The sequence below is a fragment of the Streptomyces sp. SID3212 genome, assembly GCF_009865405.1.
Lineage (GTDB): Bacteria > Actinomycetota > Actinomycetes > Streptomycetales > Streptomycetaceae > Streptomyces.
Genome location: NZ_WWJY01000167.1, coordinates 34,654 through 60,010 on the forward strand (window position 1 = coordinate 34,654; position 25,357 = coordinate 60,010).

The window sequence follows — 25,357 nt, forward strand, 5'->3', positions numbered from 1 at the left end:
GTCTGCATTCAGTTCGCTTTGAAGCGCCAACCTTTGAGCGCTGCAAGAGCTTTTGCTCTCGCCTCGACAACCGCCATGCGAGCTTCGCGCTCACCTTTGTGGGTATGGGCGGCCTGACCCGTCACCTGGCCGGGCCACTTCCGGTAGAGAAGGCCGGTCTCCGCCGTGAACCATCCCCGACTTACCGCGTCGAGTGCGAGCAACAGTCCAGTGTCCTCGGAGGCCGGCAATGCCATCCAGCCGCCTAGGGCTAGGAGGAGATCCCGCCGGACGAACAGCGTGGCGGGGTGGACCGGAGCACGGAAGTCGTGTGCCTTCCAGTGCGTCAGAACGGTGCCTCGCTCCAAGACGCCCTGCGGGGGGTCTTGGTCGAAACCGAGCGTCGAACCATCCGGCAGAAGATCAAGCACACGGGACGTTGCCCAACCGACGTCGGGGTTGTCCGTCAGCGCCGCAAGGTCCCGCGCGAGCGATCCCGGGGTGAGCTTGTCGTCCGCGTCAAGCACCTTCACGTACTGGCCTTCAGCGCGGGCGAGAGCCATGGTGCGGGCCATGGCGGCACGACCGGAGCGGCCCTGTTCAAAGCTGATTCGGCGATCGTCAGGGACGTGCGGGGAGACCCCCGCGGATTCCCCGTCTTCTTGGATGAGCCACTGCCACTCCCAACCGTCCGGGAGCTTCTGTTCACGCAGAGACGAGTAGGCCGCGGGCAGGAAGTGGGCACTTGGCTCGTGCATTGCGGTGACGACGGTGATGAGACCGGTCATGACTGCCACCTGTTCAGGGGAGTGGTGAACACCAACTCTGTACGGTCGCCGGGCAGAGTCACGTGCGATACCTCTACCACCCGCCCGGTGACGTCGATCGAGGTCTTCCAGAGGATGAGCACCGAGACGCCGGCCGTCAGGCCGAGAGCTTCGGTCTCTTCCACGGTGGGAGGGCGCGCAGTGAATCGTTCGGTGATCCGTTCAAGTTCGATGCCGATCGTGTGCAACTGGTTCTGTGTACCGCCGGGCCATGGCTCTTTGCTGGCGTCGAGCAGTTCCGGATTGCGCGCGACCACGTCGTGGACGAGGTACGACCGTACGAGGTTGAAGGGCGAGTCTTCCTCGCGGTACCTGGTTCGGTAGAGCCGCTCCAGCAGCGGAGTCCCGGTAGGCACGCCGAAGATCTCGGCTAGTTCCTCGGTGGCGTCCACCTTGCCGTACTCGGCATGGAACACCAGGTCATTGATCGTCAGCCCGGTGTCGTGTTCGGTTGCCCCGGTCGTCTGCCGAACCTCCACGGAGCCCCGCGCGCGGTCCTTCTCCCACTGGTGACGCTCGTTGGTCCGCTCCACGCGCTTCCGGGGCTTACGAACGAAGTTGCCGCGCCCGTGACGCTTCTCAACAAGCCCCTCTACCTGCAACACGCCAAGCGCCTGCCGGATCGTTGGCAGGCTCACCTTGTGCTGCGTCGCAAGCGCAGTCTCGGAGGGCAGGCGCTCCCCTGGAACTCGTTGACCTGCACGAATCTCGGAGCGAAGTGCGTCAGCGATCCGCTCGTAGCGCTTGGCCATGTAGTGCTCACCGTCCCTGGTTGATCGGGCCTGCTCAGCATAAGTCCTCATGAGGTGTTGACGACTCCCGGGTGGAACCGTCATAGTCATGGAACTCCTAAGGAGGAGTTGAGGACAGGACCTCATTATGAGCGTCTGTGGTCTCTCATTTATGCCCGCTCTCGCGGCTGGGTGTACCGAGCAAGCGCCCCGAGGGTCCCGCCAAGAGCGGGAGTGAGCCCGAAGGAAGCGCTCGTTCCTTGAGAACTCAACAGAGTGCTTTGAGATTGACGGGGCTCGACCCCGTCCCCGTGACGGCCGGGTGAGGTCCGTCGGCCCCGGTATCCAGCCGCGAGGGCGCGGAGTCGACTTCCGCCCGGGGTCACGTGGCCCGCTGCGACGTGCGGCGCCGGCCCTCATCTTCGGACGCGGCGGCACTCCCGGACAGGACAGCCCGCCGCGCCGAAGTTCCATCCCGACGCAGTCAGGAGTATTTGAATGACCGAGCGCATCATTCCTGTGGACATCGCCGGTCCGATCGCCCTGGACCTGACGATGAACACCGGCAGCATCCGCGTCGTTGTCGACTCCGCGCTGAAGCAGGCGCGCATAGTGCTGACGACGGACGCCGCTTCCGGCCCGTCGGCCGACGCGATCCGCGACACCACCGTCAGCCTTACCGGACTGAACCTCAGGGTTCGCGTCCCGGACGTCGCCGGCGGCGTCGGTGGCAGCACGACCATCCGCATGGGTGGCAACACCATGACGTTCTCCGGTGGCAACGGCGTGCAGATCGTCAACGGCAACGTCCACATCACCGGCCACGGTGGCGGCAAGGTCTTCGTCAACGGCCGCGAGGTCACCGCCACCGGTCCGGCCGGGGACGCGGTGACGCCGATCAGCGCCGTCGTATACCTGCCCAAGCTTTCGGTGGCCGCCATCAGCACGAACAGCGCGAACACCGTCGTCACGGGCTCGCTGGCCCGGTTGGAGTACGACGGCACGTCCGGGACGCTGACCGCTGAGCGGGTCGGCGACCTGGAAGCCACCGTCACCAGTGGCAGCGTCATCGTCGGCGAGGTGAGCGGTCCGCTGGACATCAACCTCACGTCCGGCAGCGTCAACGTCGGCGCCTACAGCGGCCACAACGCCCGGCTGAACCTCACCTCGGGCAGCGTCCGTATGGCCGCGACCTCGCAGGCCACGGGCCGTCTGTCCGTGAACGCCACCTCCGGCAGCGTCCGCGTCACCGGCGCCGGTCACCTGGACGTCCGCCGCCGGGTGACCAGCGGCCACGTGCAGATCAGCTAGCACCCGCCCCGGACCGCGCCCCTTCCCTTCTTCCGGACAGGAGTCCGCCGCCGATGCCCGCTGCCACGTTCGCCGCCGTGTTCATCGCCCTGTACGTCGCCCACAGCGTGGGTGACCACTGGGTTCAGACCTCACATCAGTCCGCGCACAAGGGTCGTCCCGGTTGGGTCGGCCGTCTCGCGGATGCGCGGCACGTCGCCACCCTGACGCTCACCAAGCTGGCCGTGCTCATCCCGGCCGCCGCGCTGCTGGGACTGCACCTGACGGTGCCCGGCGTCGTTGTCGGCCTGGCGGTCGACGCGGCCTCGCACGGGTGGGCCGACCGGCGCACCACGCTCGCGTGGCTGGCCCGGGTGACCGGCAAGGGCGAGTTCTACCGGCTCGGTGCCCCGCGCGCCGGCCGCGACGACAACCCGCACATCGGTACCGGCGCCTACGCGCTTGACCAGTCCTTCCATTACCTGTGGCTGCTGGTTGCCGCGCTGATCATCGCCTCTGTCTGACCCCCGTTCTTCGCGGGGCGGTCGCACTCCCGGACAGGACAGCCGACCGCCCCGCGCCTATCCCGACGCATCCAAGGAGAGATCCACCATGCGTATGCGCATGTACGTCGCCGGCCAGGAAGCGCACGGCGACTTCGAGTTCGCGGAACTGGCGCTCGGTATCGACGTCGACCTGTTCCGGGGGTCGTTGGAGTTCGAGACGGACGGCGAGCGTGCCGCCCGTGAGGACGCGGCCCGTGACATCCTCGCCGACCTGCGTGCGGAGGCGGAGGCTGGTGACGAGGTCGCCGGTTGGGACGCCCTGTACGCGGACGCGCTGACCCACACCATTCCGTTCCTGCGCTCGGTTCGCGCACACCGGGCGGGGACGGGGGAAGCGGCATGAGCGAGACCCGCAAGCCTCTGACGAGGATTCAGGTCGGTGTGCTGACGACGGCGTTCGTGCCGATGCTCGCTACGGGCGTGGTCGGCGGGATCGGCACGTACAGCAACATCGGTCACGCCTACGGCACGGGGACCGCGCTCGGTGCGCTCGGTGCCGGTGAGGGCGCCACGGCCGTTCTCGCCCTGGTCCTGCTGGGGCTGACCATGTTGGGCCAGTCCTCGCCGCGCGTCGTGCGGGCGGGACTGTGGGCCCTGCCGGCCGCCGCCGCCGTCATGGGCGCCATGGCCGCGCCGGACCCGGGCCGTACGGTCGTCTACGCGCTGACCCCGATGGGCATGTCCGTCTCTGCCGAGGGCATGGCCTTCCTCGCCCGCCGGATCGTCGTCCACACCGACGGCCGCGACGCGGAGAACGAGCGGCACACCGCCGACATCGTGCAGGCCCTCGCCTACCACCGGGCGCGCGCCGCGCACCACCCGGTCGACCGGGTGCGGAAGCGTTCGGATCGGGCGTCGTGGCGTCTGGCCCGCAAGGTCGGGGCCGGGGACGCCGCCCTCGGATCGAGGCTGCTCGATGTCCAGCGGGACCGGATCACGGACGGGGCGGATGCCGCGCTCGCCTCGATGTTCGGCGGCACGACCCCCGTTCTCGCCCCGGTTCCCGACGTCGCCGCAAATGCGGAGGAATCGACTGGAAGTAGTCGAGAACGGTCTACCTCTGACCTGCGTGTATCGAGCACTCCCACGGTCCTGCTGACGCGGCTTGCGGTGCCCGATCCTGCGCCGGTCGATCTCGGAAAGTCGGGTATCGGCATGAAGCCGATGTACGCCGCCATTCCCATGGTGAAGCCGGTCCCGATCGCCCCGGCACCCTCCCGTCCGGTTCCCGCCGCGTCGACCGCGCCGCGCCGGGCGACGGGCCGCGTCCCGGTCGCCGCCAAGTCGACCCGCACCCGCCGCACTCCCGAACAGCTCATGGCGGAAGCGCGCAAGGCAACGGCCGGCCTCACGGACGGCGAGGTGACCGGGGAGGGCATCCGCCGGGCCCTGCGCACCTCGCCCGCCAACGCCCGCAAGCTGCGTGACGCCCTGCTCGCCGAACGCGCCACCACGGCGGTGACACCGTGAACACCCTCGCCGCGCTCTTACCGGCCCTGCCCGCCCTCGGATGGGCGGTCCACGCCCGATGGCTCCACAGCCGGTTGACCACCGCCCGTCGCGACCCGCTCACCGGGTTGTGGACACGGGACGCGTTCACCCGCCGGGCCCGCCGCCTGCTGCGCGACCCCCGCGCCGTCGTCGTGCTGGCGGACGTCGACCACTTCAAGCAGATCAACGACACCCACGGCCACGCCGCCGGTGACGTGCTGCTCGCCACGGTCGCCGCCCGCCTCGCCCACGGCACCACCCCCGGCGGTGTCGTGGGACGGCTCGGCGGGGACGAATTCGCCGCCGTCGTCATCGACCGCGGCGGCACGATGCCCGACCGGCTGCACACCCTGACCCGCGTCCTCGCCCGGCCGGTCGACAGCACCTCGGAGGTGCACACCACGGTGTCGCTGGGGTGGGTACGGGCCGCCGACCACCCCGGCGAGGACCTGTCCGCCCTGCTGCGCCGGGCTGATGAGGCCATGTACGCGGCCAAGCGGTCCGGCCGGTCCGGTCCTCGCCGGGCCCGTCTCGGGCGGCTGCTCGGGTCGGTGGCCGGCCGTCGTCCCGGACGGCGCGGCGCGGCATGAGCACGCTGCCGGTTTTCCGGTGGCACCTCGCCCCGGACGGCTACGCCACCCGCCGCCAACTGCGGGCCCGCGACCTGCGCCCCGGTGGGCAAGACGTTGCCGCGCAGCTCGAACGCCCCCGCCGGCGGGGGCGTCCGCCGCTGGTCGCCTATCTGTACCGCGTCGACCTCGCCCAACCGGTCCGGCCGATGACGCCGGGCCGGTGGCGGGCCCACGCCGCGATGATGCGCGCCCGCCGTACCTGCCCCGAGTGCCAACGGGACGCCGGATACGTCATCCCGCCCACGCTCGGGACCTGCGTGACCTGCGCCTATCCCGAAGAACAGCGCGCTGCCTGACCTGCGAGGGGTACAAACCGTACCCCTCCGCGAAGGGGTACGGACTGTACCCGTTACCGCGCAGTAGAGCCCTCATCATCTCTGCACCGGGTCCGGCCGCCCGACCTTCCACAGCAAGCCGGCCGGACCCTTCGACTCCCGAAGGAGTACGTACATCGTGACCGAGACGACCACGTTCACGCCCGCCGGGGACCCGGAGGGCGCCGAACAGCCGACGGCTGACATCGTGCCGTTCCCGCTGAAGAAGGAGACCGACTCCGACCCGACCGCCCCGGGTGAGGGTGTGGTGAAGCCGGGGGAGTGGGAGGCCGAACTCCCCGACACTGACGACCCGGAGGCCGAAGGGCTGAGCGAGGGGGCGCCGGTCGACCCGCCGCGCGAGGTCTACCCGCCCTCGGTCGCCGAATGGATGGAGGGCAAGGACAAGGCCCGTCTGCCGGTGCTGCCGGACTGGGTGAAGCTCCCTGACCAGCGCACGGCGGTCCGCAAGTGGGCCGTCCGGCACTACTCGGCCGTGGTCGGCTACCACGCGGTCCGGCTCCCGCTGGTCTACACGCCGAAGATCTGCATGTACTCGCCGCGTGGCGCGTGGCGGTGGTCGACCGCGATCGGCCGGTGGGTCTTCGACGCGGAAGGCAAGGGCCTGCGGCTCGCCTCCGTGGCCAACGAGGACGCGGCGGAGTACCTGAAGCTGTCCCGGCAGCGCAACGACCGCGTCCGGATGCGGGGGATCGTCGCGACGGTCGCCGGTTTCGTCGGTCTGGCCGCCGCGCTGACCCTGTACGTGATGGCGCCGTCGTGGCTGCTCATGCTGGCCATGGCGTCGCTGGCCACCACCCTCGGTGTGGTGGGGGCGCCGGCGGACCGGCCGCTCATCGACCTGGCCAAGGTGACGTTCCGCAAGCGGAAGCTGTCGTCGGACATCGTCATCCGCGCACACGAGGCGTCCGGACTGACTACCAAGGATCAGACGATTGCCTTTCCGCGGCCGATCGGCCGGGACGGGGACGGCTGGCGTGTGGTCGTGGATCTCCCGTACGGCAAGACGTTCGAGGACGCGATGAAGGCTCACGCCCGTCTCGCCTCCGGTATGGACATCGCCCCCACTCAACTCTTTCTCGACAAGGACGAGACGAGCGGACGGCGGGTGTCGTACTGGATCGCCGACCGTGACCCGCTCGCCGTGCCGTCGGGCAAGTCGCCCTTGCTGGGAGCCACGCGGGTCGACTTCTGGAAGCCGTTCCCGTGGGGCGTGGATGAGCGCGGCAACCCGGTCATGGCCACCATGCTGTGGTTGTCCCTGCTGGTAGGCGCCGTGCCGCGCCAGGGCAAGACGTTCTCCGCCCGCACGATCGCGCTCGCCGCCGCGCTGGACCCGTACGTGCGCCTGTACCTGTTCGACGGCAAGGCGTCGCCGGACTGGCGCAAGTTCGCGCTGGTCGCGCACCGCATCGGGTTCGGCATCGTCCCCAAGAACGGGATCGACCCAGTGGGGCATCTGCTCGCCTCCCTGCGGGAGTTGAAGGCGGATGTGGAGGACCGGTACCACCGGCTCTCGGAACTGCCCCTGCACGTCTGCCCCGAGGGCAAGCTCACCCCGGAGATCAGCCGGGACAAGAAGCTGAACATGCCCCTCACGCTGTTCGTGGTGGACGAGGTGCAGGAGTACCTGACCCACCCCGAGCACGGCAAAGAGATCCTGTCCCTGATGGTCTACCTCGCCCGGGTCGCCCCCGCCGTCGGCGTGTCCGTGATGACGGCGACGCAGAAGCCGGACGACAAGGCGTGCCCGTCAGAGCTGCGTGACCAGCATCAGGCCCGGTTCGCCCTGCGGGTCGGCGCCTACCAGGTATCGGACACGATCCTCGGTGCGGGGTCGTACTCGGAAGGGCTGGACGCGTCCAAGCTGCTCAAGTCCCACAAGGGTGTCGGTCTGCTCAAGGGCATGTCCGACGACTCCGGCATCGTGCGCACCTACCTCGCCGACGGCCGCGACGCCGAACGTGTCCTGACCCGGGCCGCCGCGTTGCGCGAGGCGGAGGGAACCCTGTCGGGCGACGCGGTCGGCGAGGTCCCGGCGGCGGAGACGTCCGCGACGATCCTTGACGACGTAGCGGCCGTCCTCGGCAAGGGCGAGGCCAAGGTGTGGTCGGAGACGATCGTGGACCGGCTCGCCGACCTGCGCCCGGACGTCTACGGCCCGTGGGCGGAGCTGGAGCCCAAGCCCAAGGCGGAAGCACTCACCGCCGCGCTCAAGCCGCACGGCATCGGCACGATGCAGATCAGCCGGCGCATCGAGGGCGAGCAGGTCAACAAGCGCGGCATCAAGCGCGACGACATCGCCACTGCCATTACGCAGCGCAACCAGAAGCGGGACGCCGGATAGGTCTCGCAACCTGCTACCGGTAGCGGCGGACGTTGCTACCGGTAGCAACCCTGCTAGCGACCCAAACCGCCCCTGATCAGGTCGCTAGCGCATAGCGGCCGACCTGCGGAAACCCCCTCCCACCCCCTGAGAGGCCCCCTGATGAGCCTTGTCGCGCTCGCTGTCGCCTTCCTGCTGATAGTCACCCTCGGTTACGTCGTCAAGTGCTGGCTGAGCCCCTTCGGGGACTGCCGCAAGTGCGACGGCATGGGCCACGACTTCAAGACCGACCGCAAGGGCAAGACCAAGCGCGGCCGTGACTGCCGCCGCTGCGACGCCACCGGCAAGCGCATACGCATTGGCCGCTGGATCTACAACCGTGCCGCGCGCACCTACCGCGCCGGCACCCGCTGACCCCACCCGGAGGCCCCGTGGAAATCACCATCTCGCTCGTTGTGTTGCTCGCCGTCGTCGTCGTGCTGCTGCTGCGCTTCAAGGCCGTGGGCGCCGGTGCGGCCGTGGTTGTCGCGCTCTTCGGCTTCTACCTCGCTGGTACCGACGCGGCCGACACCGTCAACCAGCTCGTCACCGACTTCACCCACGCCGTGCCCGGCATCGGCCGCTGACCCCAAGGGAGACCAGCACCGTGAACGAACCCACCGCGTACGGCCGTCCGACCGGACACGAGACGGCGGCCGTCGAAGTCCACACACCCACCCCGATCGTCCCCGCCCGCACGGCTCCGCTCATGCCCGTACAGCCGGACACCGTCCCGACCGTGGCGACCATCGTCCTCCCTGACGGCCGCGTCGTCACCGGCTACGCCATCGAGCCCGCCCAGCCCGAACCGCTCGCCGCCAAGCCGGCTGTCTCGCGGGCGGTGGTGAACATCGCGCTCGGGGGCGTCGGGTTCCTCGCCGTGTGCGGCGGACTGCTCATGCTCACCGCGTTCATCACCGCCCTCACCGCCCTGATCACCCAACTCGTCATCCTCGCCGCCGTCATCTTCGGCGGCTGGATCGCCGTGCAGGTCTTCGGCGTGCGCGGCCACTGCGGCGGGACCACGGTCAACATCCGCAAGGCCGTCATCAAGCGGAACAAGTTCTACGGCTGATAAGGGAGTCCAACACCCGTGATCCGACTGCGCATCAAGGTCATTGACTGGCCGCGCCGCGCGCTGGCCCTGACCGACGCGCCCCGCCCGGACTGCCGTGACTGCGACGGCGTGGGTGGCATCCCGCACGACTACGGCCACCCCGAGACCGGCGAGTACGAGGGCACCGAGTGGGAGACCTGCCACTGCTGGACGGAGTGGCACATGGTTCTGCTGCCGCTCCCGCGCCGGCCCCGGTGGCTGCGCCGCCGTCACAGCGGCCGTGACCCGTGGGGGACCGGCGGCTACAGCGACGAACCGCCCTTCTAGCTCTGCCCGTGGGCGGCGGCACTCCCGGACAAGGACAGCCCGCCGCCCACGGTCTCCGTATCCCGACGTTGCAGACAGGAGACCTACAGCATGACGCAACAGCGCGTTATCGGCGAGGACGCTTTCGCCCCTGCCACTCGAACGGGGCGAGTGCTTCGCTCACGTCCTCTGGATCTGCTCTCGTGAACGCGGCCACGAACACAGCGCGTGCCGCCCTCGCCCTCGCGGCGGCCGGTATCCCGGTCCTGCCCCTGCGGGCGGGAAAGGTACCGTTCGGTAACTGCCGTTCCTGCAAGGACGGCGCCTGCGGTGGGCGGCCCAACATGAAGTTGGCGGGCCCTTGCCGGTGCCCCGCGCCGTGCCACGCGTGGGCCGCCGCCACCACCGACCCGCACGTCCTCAACTCGCCCCAGTGGGGCGCCGCATGGCGGCAGGCGGCGGCGGTCGCCTACCACCCCGGAGGTGCCGGGCTGACCGTTGTCGACCTCGACAACGCGGCGGCCGTCGCGTGGGCCCGCGCGACACTGCCCGCGACCCGGACCGTGGCAACGACCCGGGGGGACCACTGGATCTACCGGGGCGCCATGCCCTCCGCCAACGCCGTACGGCCCGGGGTCGACATCAAGTCCCTTATGGCATACGCCCGTTGGCTCGGATGGGGCGTCGGCGCCATGGCCGCTCTCCCGGACTCTGTGCGCGCCTTGGCACTAACGGACCCCCCTCCGGCCCGCAGGGCGCCACAGGCCGTCTCAGTGCCCTTGGGGGGCGGGAACGGGGAGTGCCGACACCGTACGTCCGTGTTCCTGGATCGTGGCATTGCGATGGCGGAGCGGCAGATTACCGGCGCCCGGGAGGCGGTGCACGCGACTGTGTACCGGACGTTCCTCGCGGTGCTGGCCACGCACGGGCAGTGCGGCTGCCTCACCGACACGCACGTCGCCCGGCTGTTTGCCGCCGCGCAGGCCAAAGGCGAATCGCCCCGGCACTGCACGGACGCGTGGACCAACGCCCTCACCAGGTTGGGACTGTGACCATGGCTGACGACGAGAAGAACCCGGCCCGCGAGATCATCACCGACTACGCGCAGTCCCACTTCCGGTACTTCCGTACGCCGGACGGGACCGTATACGCGCAGAAGAACGGCCAGCCCGTTGCCCGCCCGATCCGCTCCCAGGGCACGACCGGCAGTCACCGGCAGGAACTCATGGTCGGTCTCTTCCGCGACGGGCGAGGCGTGTTCAACGGGACCGCGCTGAAAGAGGCGTTGGACCTGATCGAGGCGCTCGCGCTGTCCGAGGACGTGCAGCCCGTGCACATCCGCGTCGCCCCCGGATTCGACGGGGCGACCTGGTTGGACCTGGGCCGCGACGACGGGCAGTCCGTCCGCATCCACCCCACCGGATGGGACATCGTCACTCCCAACCCGCAGGAGGTGTGCTGGCGGCGCACCCAGCTCACCGGGGAGCTCCCTCTGCCTGTCAAGGACACGAACGGCAAGGGCATCGATCTGCTGATGCGGCTGTGCAACTTCGCCGGCGCGGAAACCGAGTGCCTGGCCATTGCGTGGCTGATCGGTTGTCTCGGTCCGTCCGTGCCCGTCCCCGCCCCGTTCCTCACCGGCCCCCAGGGCGCCGGGAAGTCCACGGGCGGCCGGATGCTCGTGCGGATCATCGAGGGCATGAGCGGTGATCTGCGCAGGGCCCCGAAGGATGAGGAGAACCTGATCGCGGCGGTGGCGGCCGGATGGGTCACCGCCCTGGACAACCTCTCGCACATGACGCCGGACCTGTCCGACGCCATGTGCTGCATCGTCACCGGGGCCGAGAGCGTCAAGCGCGCCCTGTTCACCGACGGAGACGTCTTCCGCGTCGGCTACCGCCGCCCGCTGCTCCTGACCGGCATTGACGTCGGCGTCATCCGTCCCGACCTCGCCGAACGCCTCCTACCGCTCCGCCTGGAACGCCCCAAGGTGAGGCGGACCGAGGCCGAACTGTGGGCGGAGTACGCGGAAGTGCTGCCCGTCGTGCTCGGGTCCTTGCTGGACCTCACCGTCAGGGTCCGCGCGGCGCAGGCGGAGACCCCCACCGACCTGCGGATGGCCGACTTCGCCCATCTGTGCGCGCAGCTCGATGCGGCCACCGGGCTCGGGGCTCTGGCCGCGTACCGGGCCAGGCTGGACGATCTGAACGACGACGTGATCGAGGGCGACCTGTTGGCACAGACTGTCCTCCGTCACGCCGAGACCATCGAGCCGGGCACGGTGCAGCGGATGACGTCCACGGAGTGGCTCAGCTGTCTCAGTCGCTTGTACAGCGGCGACGACTGCCGCCCGCTGCCCAAGGGTTGGCCGACCACGGGCAAGGTGCTCTCCGACCGTCTCAAGCGCCTACAACCCACTCTCGCTGCCCGGGGCGTCCTCATCGACACGGGCCGCACCAGCGAGGGCCGATACCTGGAAATGACCCGCCCCGCCCCGGCGTCCCCACACGAGCAACAGCGGATGTACTGACCCCGCCCCCACGCTCACGCGGACAAGCAAGAAGAGCACCATCGCCCAGCCCGACGGGGTGCTCTTCTTGCTGTTCGGCGCCGTGCGCCGTGCCAAGGTCGCGCCGCGTAGCGGCACCTTCTTCACGTTCTGAGCGGCACCGCACTACAGCAGACACCCCCTCTCTCTTTCCTAAGAGGGAAGACGCTGCGTCATCTGCGTCATGCGAGCCGGGAAACGGCCCCTGAGCTGCGGCTACAGCCATGACGCAGACGGCCGTGCCTGCGTCATCCTGCGTCATCTGCGTCATGGGCTGCGTCACGGATGACGCAGCCCATGACGCACCCATGACGCAGGACTCGCCTCCTGCGTCACTTAAAACCGCAGGTCAGAAGCCCGAATGACGCGGATGACGCAATGACGCAGAAATCCGCACCTCGGACAGAGGCGTCATCCGCCACCTCCGCAAGGCCCCCGAAAGTCCGCTCCTCGCCCCCTGGGAGATCTCGCATGGACACGGCCCCTGCCGACGCATTCGACAACACCCTCGTACTGCTCACGGTCGAGGAGGCGGCCCGCCGACTCCGCATCGGCCGCACCACGTGCTTCGCGCTCATCCGCGCCGGCGAACTGGAGTCCATCGACATCGGCCGTCTCCGTCGCGTCCCCGCAGACGCACCGGCCGCATACCTCGCCCGCCGACGTGCGGCCAAACGAGCCGCTTGACCACGCCCGGGGCGGCAGCACTCCCGGACAGGACAGCCCGCCGCCCCGGTCCCCATCCCGACACCCAAGAAACAGGAGCCTGCCAGTGGCAGAGGACAAGAAGAAGCGCACTCGCCAGCCCAACGGCCGAAGCTCGATCTACTTCGGTAAGGACGGCAAATGGCACGGCCGTGTCACCGTAGGCGTCCGCGACGACGGCTCGCCGGACCGCCGTCATGTCGAGCGCAAGACGCGCGCCGAAGTAACAGCCGCCGTAAGCGAGTTGGAGAAACAGCGTGACGCCAAGACCGTGCGGAAGCCCGGCAAGGCATGGACGGTCAAGGCGTGGCTGACGCACTGGATCGAGAACGTCGCGCCCCTCGCGGTTAACGACAACACGATGGTCGGGTACGGCGTGGCCGTCCGGAAGCACCTCATTCCCGGCTTGGGGTCCCACCGTCTCGACAGGCTCAAGCCCGAGCACATCGAAGTGTTCTACGCCAAGATGCAGGCCAACGGCAGCAAGCCTGCGACTGCTCACCAGGTGCATCGAACTTTCCGTACCGCGCTGAACGAGGCCGTGCGGCGCGGTCATCTCGGCAAGAACCCGGTTCAGTTGGCTAAGGCGCCGAAGACCGGGGACTACGAGGTGGAGCCCTACAGCGTCCAAGACGTTCAGCGGCTGTTGAAGGCCGCTGGCCAACGCCGCAACTCCGCGCGGTGGGCCGTCGCTCTCGCCCTCGGTCTGCGCCAAGGGGAAGTGCTGGCGTTGCAGTGGGTGGACGTGGACCTTGACGGCGGGTTTCTTGTGGTCCGCCGTAGTCGCCACCGTCCGCAGTACGCCCACGGGTGCCCCGAGCCCTGCGGACGCAAGGCCGCCGGGTACTGCCCGCAGAAACGCCGGATCAACCCGGAGTTGTCCGTCACCAAGTCGCGCGCCGGCCGTCGGGCGGTCGGACTTCCCGAACAGCTCGTTGACCTGCTCCGGGCCCACCTGAGGGCGCAAGAAGCCGAGCGCGGCGCGGCCGGGAAGCGATGGGAGGAGAACGGCCTGGTGTTCCCGGACGAGCACGGGCGTAGTCCGTCCCATCGTCGGGACTGGAGTGAGTGGAAGGTTCTCCTGACGGAGGCGAACGTACGGGACGGTCGGTTGCACGACGCGCGCCATACGGCCGCCACGGTCCTGCTCATCCTCGGTGTCCCCGAGCGCGCCGTCATGGGTCTCATGGGGTGGTCAACCACGGCCATGGCCGCCCGGTATCAGCACATGGTGGACGCTGTACGGACCGACATCGCGCGGCAGGTCGATGGTCTGATCTGGAAGCCTGAGACGCGCCGGCCGGACGATGACGACGACGGTGCGGCCGGGGCCCTGGTACCGGCCAACTGAGACGGGAACTGAGACGGACCACTGAAAAGGGCGGCACCCCGGATGGGTGCCGCCCTTTTCTTTTGCCTGGTCAGGTCATTTGAGGCCGTGGCGGGAATCGAACCCACGTAACTCGCTTTGCAGGCGAGCCCCTGAACCACTCGGGCACACGGCCGTGCTCTCACTGGTGATGACCGTAGGCGTGCGCGTCGTCACGCTCAAGGGGCGTGGGGGGTGTGCAACGGGACTGCCACACTCCGTTCATGCGGGGTGGGGAGGGGAGGGCGGGGTGGGGTGGGGAGGTGGGGGTGTGGGTGTACGACCAAGGGACCAGGGGGATCCGTCCTCCGACAGGTATCAATGAGGCTCATGCCCCTTACCCTGGCCTTATGACCGCCCTGGAACCCGGCGACGCCGCCGTCGCCTCCGCCGACCTGCCCGCACGAGAGCTTCCCGGGCAGGACGGGGTGCTGGGGCCGGTTCACCGGGCGCTCAGTATCGGGATCGTGTCCGTCGTGCTGCTCATCGCCTTCGAGGCGACCGCCGTCGGGACCGCGATGCCGGTGGCCGCGCGGGAGCTGCACGGGATCTCGCTGTACGCCTTCGCCTTCTCGTCGTACTTCACCACCAGCCTCTTCGCGATGGTCCTGTCCGGTCAGTGGGCCGACAGGAACGGGCCCCTCGCCCCCCTCACCACCGGCATCTCCGCCTTCGCCGCCGGGCTGCTGCTCTCCGGCACGGCCGGCACGATGGCGCTGTTCATCCTTGGCCGGGCCGTGCAGGGGCTCGGCGGGGGACTGGTCATCGTCGCGCTGTACGTCACCATCAGCCGCGCCTACCCCGAACGGCTGCGGCCCGCGATCATGGCCGCGTTCGCCGCGAGCTGGGTGATCCCCTCCGTCGTCGGGCCGCTCGCCTCCGGCACCGTCACCGAGCACCTCGGCTGGCGCTGGGTCTTCCTCGGCATTCCCGTCCTCATCGTGCTGCCGCTGGTCCTCGCCCTGCCCGCGATACGGCGCATGGCCTCCGGGCCCGCCGACGCCTCCGGGCCCGCGCCCGCCTTCGACCGCCGCCGGATCCGCCTCGCGCTCGGGATCTCGCTCGGCGCCGCGCTCCTTCAGTACGCCGCCCAGGATCTGCGTCCTCTGTCGCTCCTTCCCGCCGTGGCCGGGACGGCCTTTCTGGTCCCCGCCGTTCTCGGGCTGCTGCCGGCCGGGACCTGGCGCGCCACTCGTGGTCTGCCCGCCGTGATCCTGCTCCGCGGGGTGTCCGCCGGGTCGTTCATCGCCGCCGAGAGCTTCGTACCGCTGATGCTGGTCACCGAGCGCGGACTGTCGCCGACGATGGCCGGCCTTTCGCTCGCGGTGGGCGGCCTGACCTGGGCGCTCGGTTCGTACATCCAGTCCAGGCCGCGTGCGGAGCCGTACCGGGTGCGGCTCATGACGGGCGGCATGGTGCTGGTCGCCGCCGCGATCGCGACCGCGCCGACCGTACTGATCCAGTCCGTCCCCGTCTGGATCGTCGGCGTGGCGTGGGGGGTGGGCTGCCTCGGCATGGGCCTCGTCCTCGCCTCGACGAGCGTGCTGCTCCTCAAGCTCTCCGCGCCGGAGGAGGCGGGCCTCAACTCGGCCGCGCTCCAGATCGCCGACGGCCTGTCGAACGTGCTGCTGCTGGCGGTGGGCGGCGCGGCGTTCGCCGCACTGGGCGGCGGCTCCATGAGCGGCCACGCGGTCTCCACCGCGACGGGTTCCCACCCGACGGCGTTCGCGGCGGTCTTCCTGCCGATGGCCGCGGTGGCGCTGGTGGGGGTGTGGGTGGCGACCCGCGTACGTCCCGTACGGGCCTGAGGGGCCCGCGGGTGTGACCCTCGCCGCACCCGTGCGACCCGGCCCCCGTTCGTACGAGGATCTCCCCGGGCCCCCGATAGGGTGGCCCGGTTGTCGTACGTAAGCCGGTCGGGCGAGCCCCGCGCGGCGCGATCGCCCGTACACCCACGTCCGAACCGGAGACCGTGACTACTACCGCCTCCTCCCACCACCTCTCACCCGCCTTCCCCGGCCGGGCCCCCTGGGGTACCGCCAACAAGCTGCGTGCCTGGCAGGAGCGGGCGCTGGAGCGGTATCTCCAGGAGCAGCCCAGGGACTTCCTCGCCGTCGCGACGCCCGGCGCCGGGAAGACGACCTTCGCGCTGACCCTCGCCAGCTGGCTGCTGCACCACCACGTGGTCCAGCAGATCACCGTCGTCGCGCCCACCGAGCACCTCAAGAAGCAGTGGTCGGAGGCGGCCGCGCGGATAGGGATCAAGCTCGATCCCGACTACAGCGCCGGTCCGTTGAGCAAGGAGTACGACGGCGTCGCCATCACGTACGCGGGTGTCGGCGTCCGGCCCATGCTCCACCGCAACAAGTGCGAGCAGCGCAAGACGCTCGTCATCCTCGACGAGATCCACCACGCCGGTGACTCCAAGTCCTGGGGCGAAGCGTGCCTGGAGGCGTTCGAGCCCGCGACCCGGCGCCTCGCCCTCACCGGTACGCCGTTCCGGTCCGACACGAACCCCATCCCCTTCGTCGCGTACGAGGAGGGCAACGACGGCATCCGCCGTTCGTCCGCCGACTACACGTACGGGTACGGGAACGCCCTCGGCGACGGCGTCGTCCGCCCCGTCATCTTCCTGAGCTACAGCGGCAACATGCGCTGGCGCACCAAGGCCGGCGACGAGATCGCCGCCAAGCTCGGCGAACCGATGACCAAGGACGCGATCTCCCAGGCCTGGCGCACCGCGCTCGACCCGCGCGGCGACTGGATGCCGAACGTCCTGCGCGCCGCCGACCAGCGGCTCACCGAAGTGCGCAAGAGCATCCCGGACGCGGGCGGGCTCGTCATCGCGAGCGACCAGGACTCGGCGCGCGCGTACGCCAAGCTCATCCGGGAGATCACCGGGGACAAGGCGACCGTCGTGCTCTCCGACGACACCGGCGCCTCCAAGCGCATCGACGACTTCACCCACAGCGGCGACCGCTGGATGGTCGCCGTCCGCATGGTGTCGGAGGGCGTCGACGTGCCGCGCCTGGCCGTCGGCGTGTACGCCACCACGATCTCCACGCCCCTCTTCTTCGCCCAGGCCGTCGGCCGTTTCGTGCGCTCCAGGCGCCGGGGCGAGACCGCGTCCGTCTTCCTCCCGACCATCCCGAACCTCCTCGGCTTCGCCGGTGAGATGGAGGTCGAGCGCGACCACGTCCTCGACAAGCCGAAGAAGGCCGGTGAGGACGACCCGTACGCCGAGTCCGAGAAGGAGATGGCGGAGGCCGAGAAGCAGCAGGACGAGGACACCGGCGAGCAGGAGTCGCTGCCCTTCGAGGCCCTGGAGTCCGACGCCGTCTTCGACCGGGTCCTCTACGACGGTGCCGAGTTCGGCATGCAGGCGCATCCGGGCAGCGAGGAGGAGCAGGACTACCTCGGCATCCCCGGACTGCTGGAACCCGACCAGGTGCAGATGCTGCTCCAGAAGCGCCAGGCCCGGCAGATCGCGCACAGCCGCAAGAAGCCCGACACCGAGGCGGACCTGCTGGAACTGCCCGCCGAGCGGCGGCCCGTGGTCTCCCACAAGGAGCTGCTGGAGCTGCGCAAGCAGCTGAACACCATGGTCGGCGCGTACGTCCACCAGAGCGGCAAGCCGCACGGCGTCATCCACACCGAACTGCGCCGCGTGTGCGGGGGACCGCCCAGCGCCGAGGCGACCGCCGGCCAGCTGCGCGAACGGGTCAAGAAGGTCCAGGAGTGGGCCACCCGGATGCGGTGACTCCGCCGCCCGTTCCCTTCCCCGGTACGAGGACACCCCGGTACGAGGACTTCCCGCTACGAGGACACCCCGGTACGAGGACTTCCCGCTACGAGGACACCCCGGTAGGAGCACTCCCCGGTGCGAGGACCGCGCCGGGGAAGGGTGTGCGATCCCGCGCCCGATATAAGCCGACTGTTCCTCAGAAGTGCTTTTTCATTCCGTTTTGGGTGCGGAACGCGGCGTAACTCACCTCCCGTGACCGGATTCTGGACGAGGTCTTCCGCTCAGCGGTGCCGATCGCTACTGTCCCCGCAATGCATACGCCCCGTGGCAAGACCGCCTCGGAGCGCAGCCGGTGCGCCAAGGCTCGCCGCCGGCCTCTCCGTGCGTCGCCGATGGGACCGGTGCCGTCACACCATGAGAGAGCCGTCGCCACTCACTCCGAAGGAGAGGGCGTCGTGACCGCGGAGACATCCCAGACGCTCGACCGGGGACTGCGTGTCCTCAAACTGCTCGCCGACACCGATCACGGCCTGACCGTCACCGAGCTGTCCAACAAGCTCGGCGTCAACAGGACGGTCGTCTACCGCCTGCTCGCCACGCTGGAGCAGCACGCGCTGGTCCGCCGCGACCTGGGCGGCCGGGCCCGGGTGGGCCTCGGAGTGCTGCGCCTGGGCCGCCAGGTCCATCCGCTGGTACGGGAAGCCGCGCTGCCCGCCCTGCGCTCCCTGGCCGAGGACATCGGGGCCACCGCGCACCTGACCCTCGTCGACGGCGCCGAGGCCCTGGCCGTCGCCGTCGTCGAACCCACCTGGACCGACTACCACGTCGCCTACCGGGCCGGCTTCCGGCACGCCCTGGATCGGGGCGCCGCGGGCAAGGCCATCCTCGCCGCCCGGCAGAACGCGCTCACCGAGCCCCTCTGCACCCTCACCCAGGGCGAGCTGGAGGCGGGCGCCAGCGGCGCCGCCGCCGCGCTGATCGGGGTGACCGGCATAGAGGGCAGCGTGGGAGTGGTGATGCTCGCCGACTCCGTGCCGGAACGGGTCGGTCCGCGCGTCGTGGACGCGGCCCGCGAGGTGGCCGACGCCCTGCGCTGAGGGGTGGGGGAGCGCCGGGGGAGTGGCGGGCGAGCGGCGGGCCGGTACGGGGCGGACCCGCCCCGACCCCGGCCACCCCGAACCCGTCACCGCGATGGCCGATACATTGGCAGCGTGCCTCCTCGTTTCTCGCGCCCCCTCAGTGTCGGTCTCTGCGCCCTCCCGGTGGTCGCGCTGCTCGCCGTCGCGGGCGCCGCGCCGCTGCCGTACGCCGTGGCGCAGCCCGGACTGACCGCGAACGTCCTCGGGTCCGACCAGGGGCAGGAGGTCATCACCATCAAGGGCGCGCCCACCCGCACGACGAAGGGGCAGCTGCGGCTGACGACCATCGTGGCGACCGGCCCGTCCGCCGACGTCGACCTGGCGGACGTGGCCAAGGGCTGGTTCCGTACCGACGAGGCCGTCCTGCCGCGTGACGCCGTCTACCCGTCGGGCCAGTCCGACCGGGAGATCCAGCAGCACAACACCCGCGACATGGTGGACTCGCAGGACTCCGCGACCGAGGCCGCCCTCGGCTTCCTGGGCGAGGACCCGGCGAAGGTCGACGTCAGCCTGCACCTCGCCGACGTGGGCGGCCCCAGCGCCGGGCTCCTCTTCGCCCTCGGCATCATCGACAAGCTGGACGGTGACGGCGCGGGCGGCGACCTGACCGGGGGCCGTGTCATCGCCGGTACGGGCACGATCGACGGGACCGGCAAGGTCGGCGCGGTCGGCGGGGTGTCCTTGAAGACCCAGGCCGCGGGCCGCGACGGGGCCACGGTCTTTCTCGTACCGAAGGCCGAGTGCGGGGACGCCAAGGCCGAACTGCCCAAGGGCATGCGGCTCGTGCCCGTCACCACCCTCAAGGGCGCGGTGTCGGCCCTGCGGGCGCTGGAGAAGGGCGGCTCGGTCCCGGGCTGCTGACCCCGGCGGCCGGGGCGGCGCCCGCCACCTCCTCGGAAGTGCCACCCGCCCGGTCCCGTTCCGGCTTGTGCTCCATGTCCCGCCAGGCCGGGAAGACCAGCGGGCTCAGCGTCGCCAGCAGGTAGATCCCCCCGAAGGCCAGCATCGCGTCGCCCAGCCCCGCCCGGTCCACCAGGAGGCCGGCCACCAGCCCGCCCAGCGGCATGGTCATCTCCACCCCCGCCATGGTCACCCCCGACACCCGGCTGCGCAGCTCCGCCGGCACCTGCTCGAAGATGACCGTGGTCAGGATCGGGTTGAGCACCCCGGCCGCGAGCCCGCCGGCCGCCATCGTCACCGCCAGCGGCACCGTCCCGTCCACCAGCGCCCCGACCACGTACCGGGGCGCCCCGCATATGAGGAACGCCACCGCGAACACCACGCGCCGGGGGAAGCGGTCGCCGAACGCCCCGTACAGCAGGGCCCCGAGCAGCGCGCACCCGCCGAACACGGCCGTCAGCAGCCCGAGATCGGTGGGGCCGCCCAGTTCCTCCCGCGCGTGGACCGGCAGCAGGACCGCGCCCCAGCCCTGGTCGATACCGTTGGTGATCATCACCATGACCGTGATCCCCAGCAGCAGGCGCGTGCGGACCAGGAAGGCGTAGCCCTCGCGCAGCTCCGTGCGGTACCGCTTCACGGAGACGGGTGCCAGGCGCTGCGGCTCGGCCGCGCGCACGCCCCGTACCCCGGCGGCTGTCAGCCCCGCCGAGACCAGGAAGGTCGCCGCGTCCAGGAGCAGGACCGTCTCGGCGCCGAGGAACGCGATCAGGACACCCGCGAGCGCCGCCCCGAGCATGCGGGCCCCGCGCGAGACGGCGTCGAGGAGGCTGGCGGCCCTGGGCATGGTCGTCCCGGCGCGCTCGGCGAGGTCGGGGACGAGGACGGAACGCGCCGTGAGGCCGGGCGTGTGCACCAGACCGCTGAGGGCCATCAGCACACACAGCATCCAGAACTCCAGCACCCCCGCGAAGTGCAGCAGCGGGACGGCGGCCACCGCGACCGCGCACACCAGGTCGGAGGCGATGGACACCCGGCGCCGGCCCAGCCGGTCGATGACCGGGCCGAGCACCACGGCCGCGATCACCACCGGGAGCGTCGCGCAGAAGGCGACGATCCCGGCCCGCCCCGCGCTGCCCGTGGTCTGGAGGACGAACCAGGGGACCCCGATCAGGGTCAGCGAACTCCCGGCGATGGAGACGGTGTTGGCGGCGAGGACCGCGGCCAGCGGTCGCCTGTCGTACCCGGCCGCGGGCGCCGCCTCCCGGCGGCTCACGCGAGGGGGATTTCTCGCGCGGGGGGACGGCTCGCGAGGCGCAGCCCCAGCTCGACCATCGTCCAGCCCAGCCGTGCCCGGAGATCGTGCGACGCGGGGTCCGGCTCCCCGGGTGAGGCGGCGCGCGCGGCGGCCATGGCACGCCGGTTCTCGTCGGCCTGCCCGCGTAGCTCGGTGGAGTGCTCGCTGTGCAGCATCAGGTGAATGTCGGCATGCATGAGGAACCCCCGGGTCGCGATCGATGAAGGGCGCCGAGGTGCCCGGCGCCGTGAGGAACGGTCGGTACGGTCTCGTCAGTCTTCGGTCTGCGGCAGCGCGTGGAGATGGACACGCACCTGTGCCACGTTCTCTGCGTCCTCCGGGACGGCACGGTCCCGGTAGCTCTCGATGAGGGCGTGGGCTTTCGCGTTCATCTCCGTCGCCAGCTCGGGCGTCAGCCGCAGTGTGTAATCGCTGACGTTCGCGGCTCCGTGCCATTCGACGGGCCAGTCACCGATGGAGCCGATCCAGGTGGACAACTCCCTGGTGTGGGAGTTCGCCAGTTCCTGGAGGAACACCTCCAGGGCGGTACGGGTCTCCGGGTCGACATCGGTGTAGAGCGAGCGGTCGAAGGTGACGCCCCGCCGGGCCGCCTTCCACCAGCGCTCCCGACCCTTGCCGAGCTCCGGCACGTCCTCCACGAATCCGTACGTCGCCAGTTGCCGCAGGTGGTAGCTGGTCGCACCGCTGGACTCGCCGAGCCGCTCGGCCAACTGGGAGGCGGTGGCGGGACCTTGGTGTCGCAGGGTGGAGAGCAGACGCATCCGTATCGGATGGGCGAGTCCACGCAGGCTGCGCGGATCAAGGTCGTGGACGTCGCCACCGGCCGGGGGCTGCTGAGCTTCTGACATGCCTCCACGATAGACATGCAAAGAACTCGATGCAAGGGTTTCTTTGCAACCAATCTTTTGCAGCCACTCCTTTGCACCCGGTCGACCGATGCACCCGGTCGACCGATGCACCCGATCGGCCGGTGCACCCGATCGGCCGAGTGCACCGATCAGTCGAGCGCCGAATCCCCCGCCGCCTGCTCCACCAGCGGGATGATCCGCAGCGGCACCGGGTTCTCCATCACGATCGCCGTCGACGCCCGCATGATCCCCTCGAACCCCACCACCCGGTCGATCACCCGCTGGAGATCCGCGTTCGAGCGCGCCACCAGCCGGCACAGCATGTCGCCCTGCCCCGTCGTGGTGTGCAGCTCCAGCACCTCGGGAACGGTCGCCAGGTGGGCCCGAACGTCCGCGCCCTGCCCCTGCTTGATCTCCAGCGTCGCGAAGGCCGTCACCGGGTAGCCGAGCGCCGCCGGATCCACCGTCGGGCCGAACCCCCGGATCACCCCCTGCGACTGGAGCCGGTCCAGCCGCGCCTGTACGGTCCCGCGCGCCACCCCGAGCCGTCGCGAGGCCTCCAGCACCCCGATCCGGGGCTCCCGCGCCAGCAGCACGATCAGCCTGCCGTCGAGCCCGTCGATACCCAAGACCGTCTCCCCGAGGTCGAACCATGGCCGTTCCATGGCCGCTCCATGGCCGCTCCATGGTCACTCTGTGCAGATCGCCCCGTCATTCTCGCCCCCCACCGGACAGATTGCCCAGCGAAGCCGCGAACTGTTGCGCACCTTGTGGAACCGGGTGACGCTGAGCCCATGGCAGACACCTCGATGCACCTCGGTACCGCTCCCGACACCGCGCGCGCCGCCGACCCCTTCCCGGTCAAGGGCATGGACGCGATCGTCTTCGCCGTCGGCAACGCCAAGCAGGCCGCGCACTACTACGCCACGGCCTTCGGCATGAAACTCGTCGCCTACGCGGGACCGGAGAACGGCAGCCGCGAGACCGCGAGTTACGTCCTCACCAACGGCTCGGCCCGCTTCGTCCTCACGTCCGTCATCAAGCCCTCGACCGACTGGGGCCGCTTCCTCGCCGCGCACGTCGCCGAGCACGGCGACGGCGTGGTCGACCTGGCGATCGAGGTGCCCGACGTCCGGGCCGCCTACGCCTACGCCACCGGGCACGGCGCACGCGGCATCGAGGAACCGTACGAGAGCAAGGACGAGCACGGCACCGTCGTCCGCGCCGCCATCGCCACGTACGGCGAGACCCGCCACACCCTGGTCGAGCGCTCCGGCTACGACGGCCCCTACCTGCCGGGCTTCACCGCCGCCGACCCGATCGTCGAGCCTCCCGCCAAGCGCACCTTCCAGGCCGTCGACCACTGCGTCGGCAACGTCGAACTCGGGCGCATGAACGAGTGGGTGGGCTTCTACAACCAGGTGATGGGCTTCACCAACATGAAGGAGTTCGTGGGCGACGACATCGCCACCGAGTACTCCGCCCTCATGTCGAAGGTCGTCGCGGACGGCACGCTCAAGGTGAAGTTCCCCATCAACGAGCCCGCCATCGCCAAGAAGAAGTCGCAGATCGACGAGTACCTGGAGTTCTACGGCGGCGCCGGCGTCCAGCACATCGCGCTCGCGACGAACGACATCGTCGCCTCCGTCAAGGCCATGCGGGCCGCCGGAGTCCAGTTCCTCGACACCCCCGACTCGTACTACGACACGCTGGGCGAGTGGGCGGGGGAGACGCGCGTCCCCGTCGAGACGCTGCGCGAGCTCAAGATCCTGGTCGACCGCGACGAGGACGGCTACCTGCTCCAGATCTTCACCAAGCCCGTCCAGGACCGCCCGACGGTCTTCTTCGAAATGATCGAACGGCACGGTTCGATGGGCTTCGGGAAGGGCAACTTCAAGGCGCTCTTCGAGGCGATCGAGCGCGAGCAGGAGAAGCGCGGCAATCTCTGACGTGCCGCTTCCGCACGGGTGTTGAACGCTTGGACGCCGTACGGCCCCACGGAAACTGACCCGTGGGGCCGTACCCGGTCCAGGTCCCGGCCCGTCCCCGGACCACCCCCCGGACCACGTCTCCCGACCGCACCCCCCGACCGCACCCCCCGCCCTACTCCGCCTTCGCCGAGAGACCCGAACCCGCCTTCCCGTACAGATCCTTGGGACCACCCGCCGCCGGTTCCCCCAGCCCGTCCAGTGCCTCCCGCGCCTTCGGCGCCAGCAGCGGCGAGAACGCCGGATGGGTACGCAGCGCCTCCTCCAGATGGCGGCGCGCGGCCCCCGTCATCTCCAGCGAGCGCTCGATCTCCCCCCGGTGGTACGCGAACAGCGCGCTGCGCCTGCCCTGTCCGGTCGCCTTCTTCGCGTACGAGAGCGCCTCCTTGCCCTCCCCCGTACGGAACAGCGCCCACCCCAGCCCGTCCGCGACCTCCATGCTCCGGTGCCCGCGCGCCCACTCCGCCCGCAGCCGCTCCACCGCCGACTTCGGATCCCCGTGGTCGGTCTCGAAGCGCGCGAGGACCAACTCCTCGTTCACGCCCTGCACCTGCGCCTCCTCCGCGCGGGCGCGCAGCGCCGCGTACTGGCTCTGCGCGTCGCCGTCCAGCCCCCGCGCGTCGTACAACTCGCCCAGTTCCAGGGCGTACTCGGGCCTCGGCATCTCCTCGTTCGCCCGCTGGTACGTCGCGTACGCCTCCTCAGTACGGCCCAGCGCCGCCAGCGCCCTCGCCCGCCCCGCCAGGGACACGGCGTGGTCGCGTACGGCTCTCAGCGCGGCGTCGTAGTGCCCCAGCGCCTCCGCCGGTTCGCCCCGCTCCCAGGACAACTCGCCCTGCGTGGACAGTGCTTCGGCCTTCTCCACCGGGGACGCCGCGCGCGCCGACGCCTGGGCGGCCTTCGCCTCCGCGTCCTCGCGCCAGCCCCGGTCCCGGTAGATCTCCGCGGACCGCTCCAGCACGGGGGCGCCCGAGTGGAGTTTCTTGAGCTTGTCGAGCGCCTTGCCCGCCGCCGCGTAGTCGCCGAGACCGTTGTACGCGTCGATCAGGACCGGGTACGCGGCCCAGCGGCCGGGCTCCCGCTTCCGTACCTCCTCGCCCCACTTCCGGGCGGCGCCGTAGTCGTGCCGGGCGTTGGCGAGGGCGCCGAGACCGATCAACGCGTCCGTACGGCCGGACGCGCCGGCGGACGTGCCCTCGGAGGCGCCCTTCCCGCGAGAGC

The 25,357-nt window shown here is 70.3% G+C and carries 27 protein-coding genes and 1 tRNA gene; 20 read left to right on the forward strand and 8 right to left on the reverse strand.

Annotation, left to right across the window (positions count from 1 at the left end; translation table 11 throughout):
* Nucleotides 1–8 precede the first annotated feature (8 nt).
* Both GT042_RS04570 and GT042_RS04575 read right to left on the reverse strand, forming a co-directional pair.
* Nucleotides 9–767: a glycosyltransferase gene (locus GT042_RS04570; protein ID WP_161307397.1), complete on the reverse strand. Its 759-nt coding sequence runs from the start codon at nucleotides 765–767 to the stop codon at nucleotides 9–11.
* Nucleotides 764–1,558, reverse strand: a complete 795-nt coding sequence (locus GT042_RS04575) for a GntR family transcriptional regulator (protein WP_161307398.1) — start codon at nucleotides 1,556–1,558, stop codon at nucleotides 764–766. Before GT042_RS04575 ends, GT042_RS04570 begins: the two co-directional genes overlap by 4 nt.
* Before the next feature lie 477 nt (nucleotides 1,559–2,035).
* Here GT042_RS04575 and GT042_RS04580 point away from each other — a divergent pair, with 477 nt between their 5' ends.
* From GT042_RS04580 to GT042_RS04650, 15 genes are all read left to right on the forward strand, one after another.
* On the forward strand, nucleotides 2,036–2,848 hold the full coding sequence (locus GT042_RS04580) for a DUF4097 family beta strand repeat-containing protein (protein ID WP_161307399.1): 813 nt from the start codon (nucleotides 2,036–2,038) through the stop codon (nucleotides 2,846–2,848).
* Nucleotides 2,849–2,901: 53 nt separating this feature from the next.
* Nucleotides 2,902–3,351 (forward strand): transcriptional regulator, encoded by a 450-nt coding sequence (locus GT042_RS04585; protein ID WP_161307400.1) that lies wholly within the window; start codon nucleotides 2,902–2,904, stop codon nucleotides 3,349–3,351.
* 94 nt (nucleotides 3,352–3,445) lie between these two features.
* Complete coding sequence (locus GT042_RS04590) at nucleotides 3,446–3,736, forward strand: hypothetical protein (protein WP_161307425.1); 291 nt, start codon at nucleotides 3,446–3,448, stop codon at nucleotides 3,734–3,736.
* Nucleotides 3,733–4,863, forward strand: coding sequence for a conjugal transfer protein (locus GT042_RS04595; RefSeq protein WP_161307401.1), 1,131 nt, complete (start codon nucleotides 3,733–3,735; stop codon nucleotides 4,861–4,863). Before GT042_RS04590 ends, GT042_RS04595 begins: the two co-directional genes overlap by 4 nt.
* Nucleotides 4,860–5,474, forward strand: a complete 615-nt coding sequence (locus GT042_RS04600) for a GGDEF domain-containing protein (RefSeq protein WP_161307402.1) — start codon at nucleotides 4,860–4,862, stop codon at nucleotides 5,472–5,474. Before GT042_RS04595 ends, GT042_RS04600 begins: the two co-directional genes overlap by 4 nt.
* Entirely contained in the window at nucleotides 5,471–5,812 is a 342-nt protein-coding gene (locus GT042_RS04605) for an RRQRL motif-containing zinc-binding protein (RefSeq protein ID WP_161307403.1), read from the forward strand. The genes GT042_RS04600 and GT042_RS04605 overlap by 4 nt, the downstream gene beginning before the upstream one ends.
* Nucleotides 5,813–5,969: 157 nt before the next feature.
* Nucleotides 5,970–8,198: a cell division protein FtsK gene (locus GT042_RS04610; protein ID WP_161307404.1), complete on the forward strand. Its 2,229-nt coding sequence runs from the start codon at nucleotides 5,970–5,972 to the stop codon at nucleotides 8,196–8,198.
* A 141-nt stretch (nucleotides 8,199–8,339) separates the two neighbouring features.
* Nucleotides 8,340–8,591 (forward strand): hypothetical protein, encoded by a 252-nt coding sequence (locus GT042_RS04615; protein WP_161307405.1) that lies wholly within the window; start codon nucleotides 8,340–8,342, stop codon nucleotides 8,589–8,591.
* A gap of 17 nt (nucleotides 8,592–8,608) precedes the next feature.
* Nucleotides 8,609–8,803 (forward strand): hypothetical protein, encoded by a 195-nt coding sequence (locus tag GT042_RS04620; RefSeq protein WP_161307406.1) that lies wholly within the window; start codon nucleotides 8,609–8,611, stop codon nucleotides 8,801–8,803.
* Nucleotides 8,804–8,823: 20 nt separating this feature from the next.
* Nucleotides 8,824–9,291 (forward strand): hypothetical protein, encoded by a 468-nt coding sequence (locus tag GT042_RS04625; RefSeq protein ID WP_161307407.1) that lies wholly within the window; start codon nucleotides 8,824–8,826, stop codon nucleotides 9,289–9,291.
* An 18-nt stretch (nucleotides 9,292–9,309) separates the two neighbouring features.
* Nucleotides 9,310–9,600 (forward strand): hypothetical protein, encoded by a 291-nt coding sequence (locus tag GT042_RS04630; RefSeq protein WP_161307408.1) that lies wholly within the window; start codon nucleotides 9,310–9,312, stop codon nucleotides 9,598–9,600.
* A gap of 182 nt (nucleotides 9,601–9,782) precedes the next feature.
* Entirely contained in the window at nucleotides 9,783–10,631 is an 849-nt protein-coding gene (locus tag GT042_RS04635) for a bifunctional DNA primase/polymerase (protein WP_161307409.1), read from the forward strand.
* 2 nt (nucleotides 10,632–10,633) lie between these two features.
* Entirely contained in the window at nucleotides 10,634–12,109 is a 1,476-nt protein-coding gene (locus tag GT042_RS04640) for an ATP-binding protein (RefSeq protein ID WP_161307410.1), read from the forward strand.
* A gap of 489 nt (nucleotides 12,110–12,598) precedes the next feature.
* Nucleotides 12,599–12,814 (forward strand): excisionase family DNA-binding protein, encoded by a 216-nt coding sequence (locus GT042_RS04645; RefSeq protein WP_161307411.1) that lies wholly within the window; start codon nucleotides 12,599–12,601, stop codon nucleotides 12,812–12,814.
* A gap of 85 nt (nucleotides 12,815–12,899) precedes the next feature.
* The gene (locus GT042_RS04650; RefSeq protein WP_161307412.1) at nucleotides 12,900–14,183 is read left to right on the forward strand and encodes a site-specific integrase; all 1,284 of its coding nucleotides are present in this window, start codon (nucleotides 12,900–12,902) and stop codon (nucleotides 14,181–14,183) included.
* 82 nt (nucleotides 14,184–14,265) lie between these two features.
* Here GT042_RS04650 and GT042_RS04655 read toward each other — a convergent pair.
* A tRNA-Cys gene (locus GT042_RS04655) sits at nucleotides 14,266–14,337 on the reverse strand.
* Nucleotides 14,338–14,551: 214 nt separating this feature from the next.
* Between GT042_RS04655 and GT042_RS04660 the strand changes: the two genes are divergently transcribed.
* The 4 genes from GT042_RS04660 to GT042_RS04675 all read left to right on the forward strand — a co-directional run bounded on the left by GT042_RS04660 (nucleotide 14,552) and on the right by GT042_RS04675 (nucleotide 19,946).
* Nucleotides 14,552–16,009, forward strand: coding sequence for an MFS transporter (locus GT042_RS04660; protein WP_161307413.1), 1,458 nt, complete (start codon nucleotides 14,552–14,554; stop codon nucleotides 16,007–16,009).
* Nucleotides 16,010–16,173: 164 nt separating this feature from the next.
* Nucleotides 16,174–17,961: a DEAD/DEAH box helicase gene (locus GT042_RS04665; protein WP_161307414.1), complete on the forward strand. Its 1,788-nt coding sequence runs from the start codon at nucleotides 16,174–16,176 to the stop codon at nucleotides 17,959–17,961.
* A gap of 440 nt (nucleotides 17,962–18,401) precedes the next feature.
* Nucleotides 18,402–19,043: a helix-turn-helix domain-containing protein gene (locus GT042_RS04670; protein ID WP_161307415.1), complete on the forward strand. Its 642-nt coding sequence runs from the start codon at nucleotides 18,402–18,404 to the stop codon at nucleotides 19,041–19,043.
* A 114-nt stretch (nucleotides 19,044–19,157) separates the two neighbouring features.
* Complete coding sequence (locus GT042_RS04675; protein WP_161307416.1) at nucleotides 19,158–19,946, forward strand: S16 family serine protease; 789 nt, start codon at nucleotides 19,158–19,160, stop codon at nucleotides 19,944–19,946.
* On the opposite strand, the gene GT042_RS04680 is transcribed toward GT042_RS04675, so the two are convergent.
* The 4 genes from GT042_RS04680 to GT042_RS04695 all read right to left on the reverse strand — a co-directional run bounded on the left by GT042_RS04680 (nucleotide 19,885) and on the right by GT042_RS04695 (nucleotide 22,777).
* On the reverse strand, nucleotides 19,885–21,258 hold the full coding sequence (locus tag GT042_RS04680) for an MFS transporter (RefSeq protein ID WP_161307417.1): 1,374 nt from the start codon (nucleotides 21,256–21,258) through the stop codon (nucleotides 19,885–19,887). The two genes, GT042_RS04675 and GT042_RS04680, sit on opposite strands and share 62 nt — an antisense overlap.
* Nucleotides 21,255–21,476: a hypothetical protein gene (locus tag GT042_RS04685; protein ID WP_161307418.1), complete on the reverse strand. Its 222-nt coding sequence runs from the start codon at nucleotides 21,474–21,476 to the stop codon at nucleotides 21,255–21,257. The genes GT042_RS04680 and GT042_RS04685 overlap by 4 nt, the downstream gene beginning before the upstream one ends.
* A 75-nt stretch (nucleotides 21,477–21,551) precedes the next feature.
* On the reverse strand, nucleotides 21,552–22,148 hold the full coding sequence (locus tag GT042_RS04690) for a helix-turn-helix domain-containing protein (protein ID WP_161307419.1): 597 nt from the start codon (nucleotides 22,146–22,148) through the stop codon (nucleotides 21,552–21,554).
* Nucleotides 22,149–22,297: 149 nt separating this feature from the next.
* Nucleotides 22,298–22,777 carry an Lrp/AsnC family transcriptional regulator gene (locus GT042_RS04695; RefSeq protein ID WP_161307426.1) on the reverse strand — a complete coding sequence of 160 codons (480 nt, stop codon included), beginning with the start codon at nucleotides 22,775–22,777 and terminating at the stop codon, nucleotides 22,298–22,300.
* 165 nt (nucleotides 22,778–22,942) lie between these two features.
* Between GT042_RS04695 and hppD the strand changes: the two genes are divergently transcribed.
* Nucleotides 22,943–24,097 (forward strand): 4-hydroxyphenylpyruvate dioxygenase, encoded by a 1,155-nt coding sequence (hppD, locus tag GT042_RS04700; protein WP_161307420.1) that lies wholly within the window; start codon nucleotides 22,943–22,945, stop codon nucleotides 24,095–24,097.
* A 154-nt stretch (nucleotides 24,098–24,251) separates the two neighbouring features.
* Here hppD and GT042_RS04705 read toward each other — a convergent pair.
* A partial coding sequence (locus GT042_RS04705; RefSeq protein WP_161307421.1) for a tetratricopeptide repeat protein occupies nucleotides 24,252–25,357 on the reverse strand: 1,106 nt, incomplete at its 5' end.

What these genes read in the sequence shown, in the direction of transcription:
- GT042_RS04570 (WP_161307397.1), bottom strand. Translation starts at nt 767, where the DNA reads ATGACCGGTCTCATCACCGTCGTCACCGCAATGCACGAGCCAAGTGCC.
- GT042_RS04575 (WP_161307398.1), bottom strand. Translation starts at nt 1,558, where the DNA reads ATGGCCAAGCGCTACGAGCGGATCGCTGACGCACTTCGCTCCGAGATT.
- GT042_RS04580 (WP_161307399.1), top strand. Translation starts at nt 2,036, where the DNA reads ATGACCGAGCGCATCATTCCTGTGGACATCGCCGGTCCGATCGCCCTG.
- GT042_RS04585 (WP_161307400.1), top strand. Translation starts at nt 2,902, where the DNA reads ATGCCCGCTGCCACGTTCGCCGCCGTGTTCATCGCCCTGTACGTCGCC.
- GT042_RS04590 (WP_161307425.1), top strand. Translation starts at nt 3,446, where the DNA reads ATGCGCATGTACGTCGCCGGCCAGGAAGCGCACGGCGACTTCGAGTTC.
- GT042_RS04595 (WP_161307401.1), top strand. Translation starts at nt 3,733, where the DNA reads ATGAGCGAGACCCGCAAGCCTCTGACGAGGATTCAGGTCGGTGTGCTG.
- GT042_RS04605 (WP_161307403.1), top strand. Translation starts at nt 5,471, where the DNA reads ATGAGCACGCTGCCGGTTTTCCGGTGGCACCTCGCCCCGGACGGCTAC.
- GT042_RS04615 (WP_161307405.1), top strand. Translation starts at nt 8,340, where the DNA reads ATGAGCCTTGTCGCGCTCGCTGTCGCCTTCCTGCTGATAGTCACCCTC.
- GT042_RS04640 (WP_161307410.1), top strand. Translation starts at nt 10,634, where the DNA reads ATGGCTGACGACGAGAAGAACCCGGCCCGCGAGATCATCACCGACTAC.
- GT042_RS04645 (WP_161307411.1), top strand. Translation starts at nt 12,599, where the DNA reads ATGGACACGGCCCCTGCCGACGCATTCGACAACACCCTCGTACTGCTC.
- GT042_RS04660 (WP_161307413.1), top strand. Translation starts at nt 14,552, where the DNA reads ATGACCGCCCTGGAACCCGGCGACGCCGCCGTCGCCTCCGCCGACCTG.
- GT042_RS04685 (WP_161307418.1), bottom strand. Translation starts at nt 21,476, where the DNA reads ATGCATGCCGACATTCACCTGATGCTGCACAGCGAGCACTCCACCGAG.
- GT042_RS04690 (WP_161307419.1), bottom strand. Translation starts at nt 22,148, where the DNA reads ATGTCAGAAGCTCAGCAGCCCCCGGCCGGTGGCGACGTCCACGACCTT.
- hppD (WP_161307420.1), top strand. Translation starts at nt 22,943, where the DNA reads ATGGCAGACACCTCGATGCACCTCGGTACCGCTCCCGACACCGCGCGC.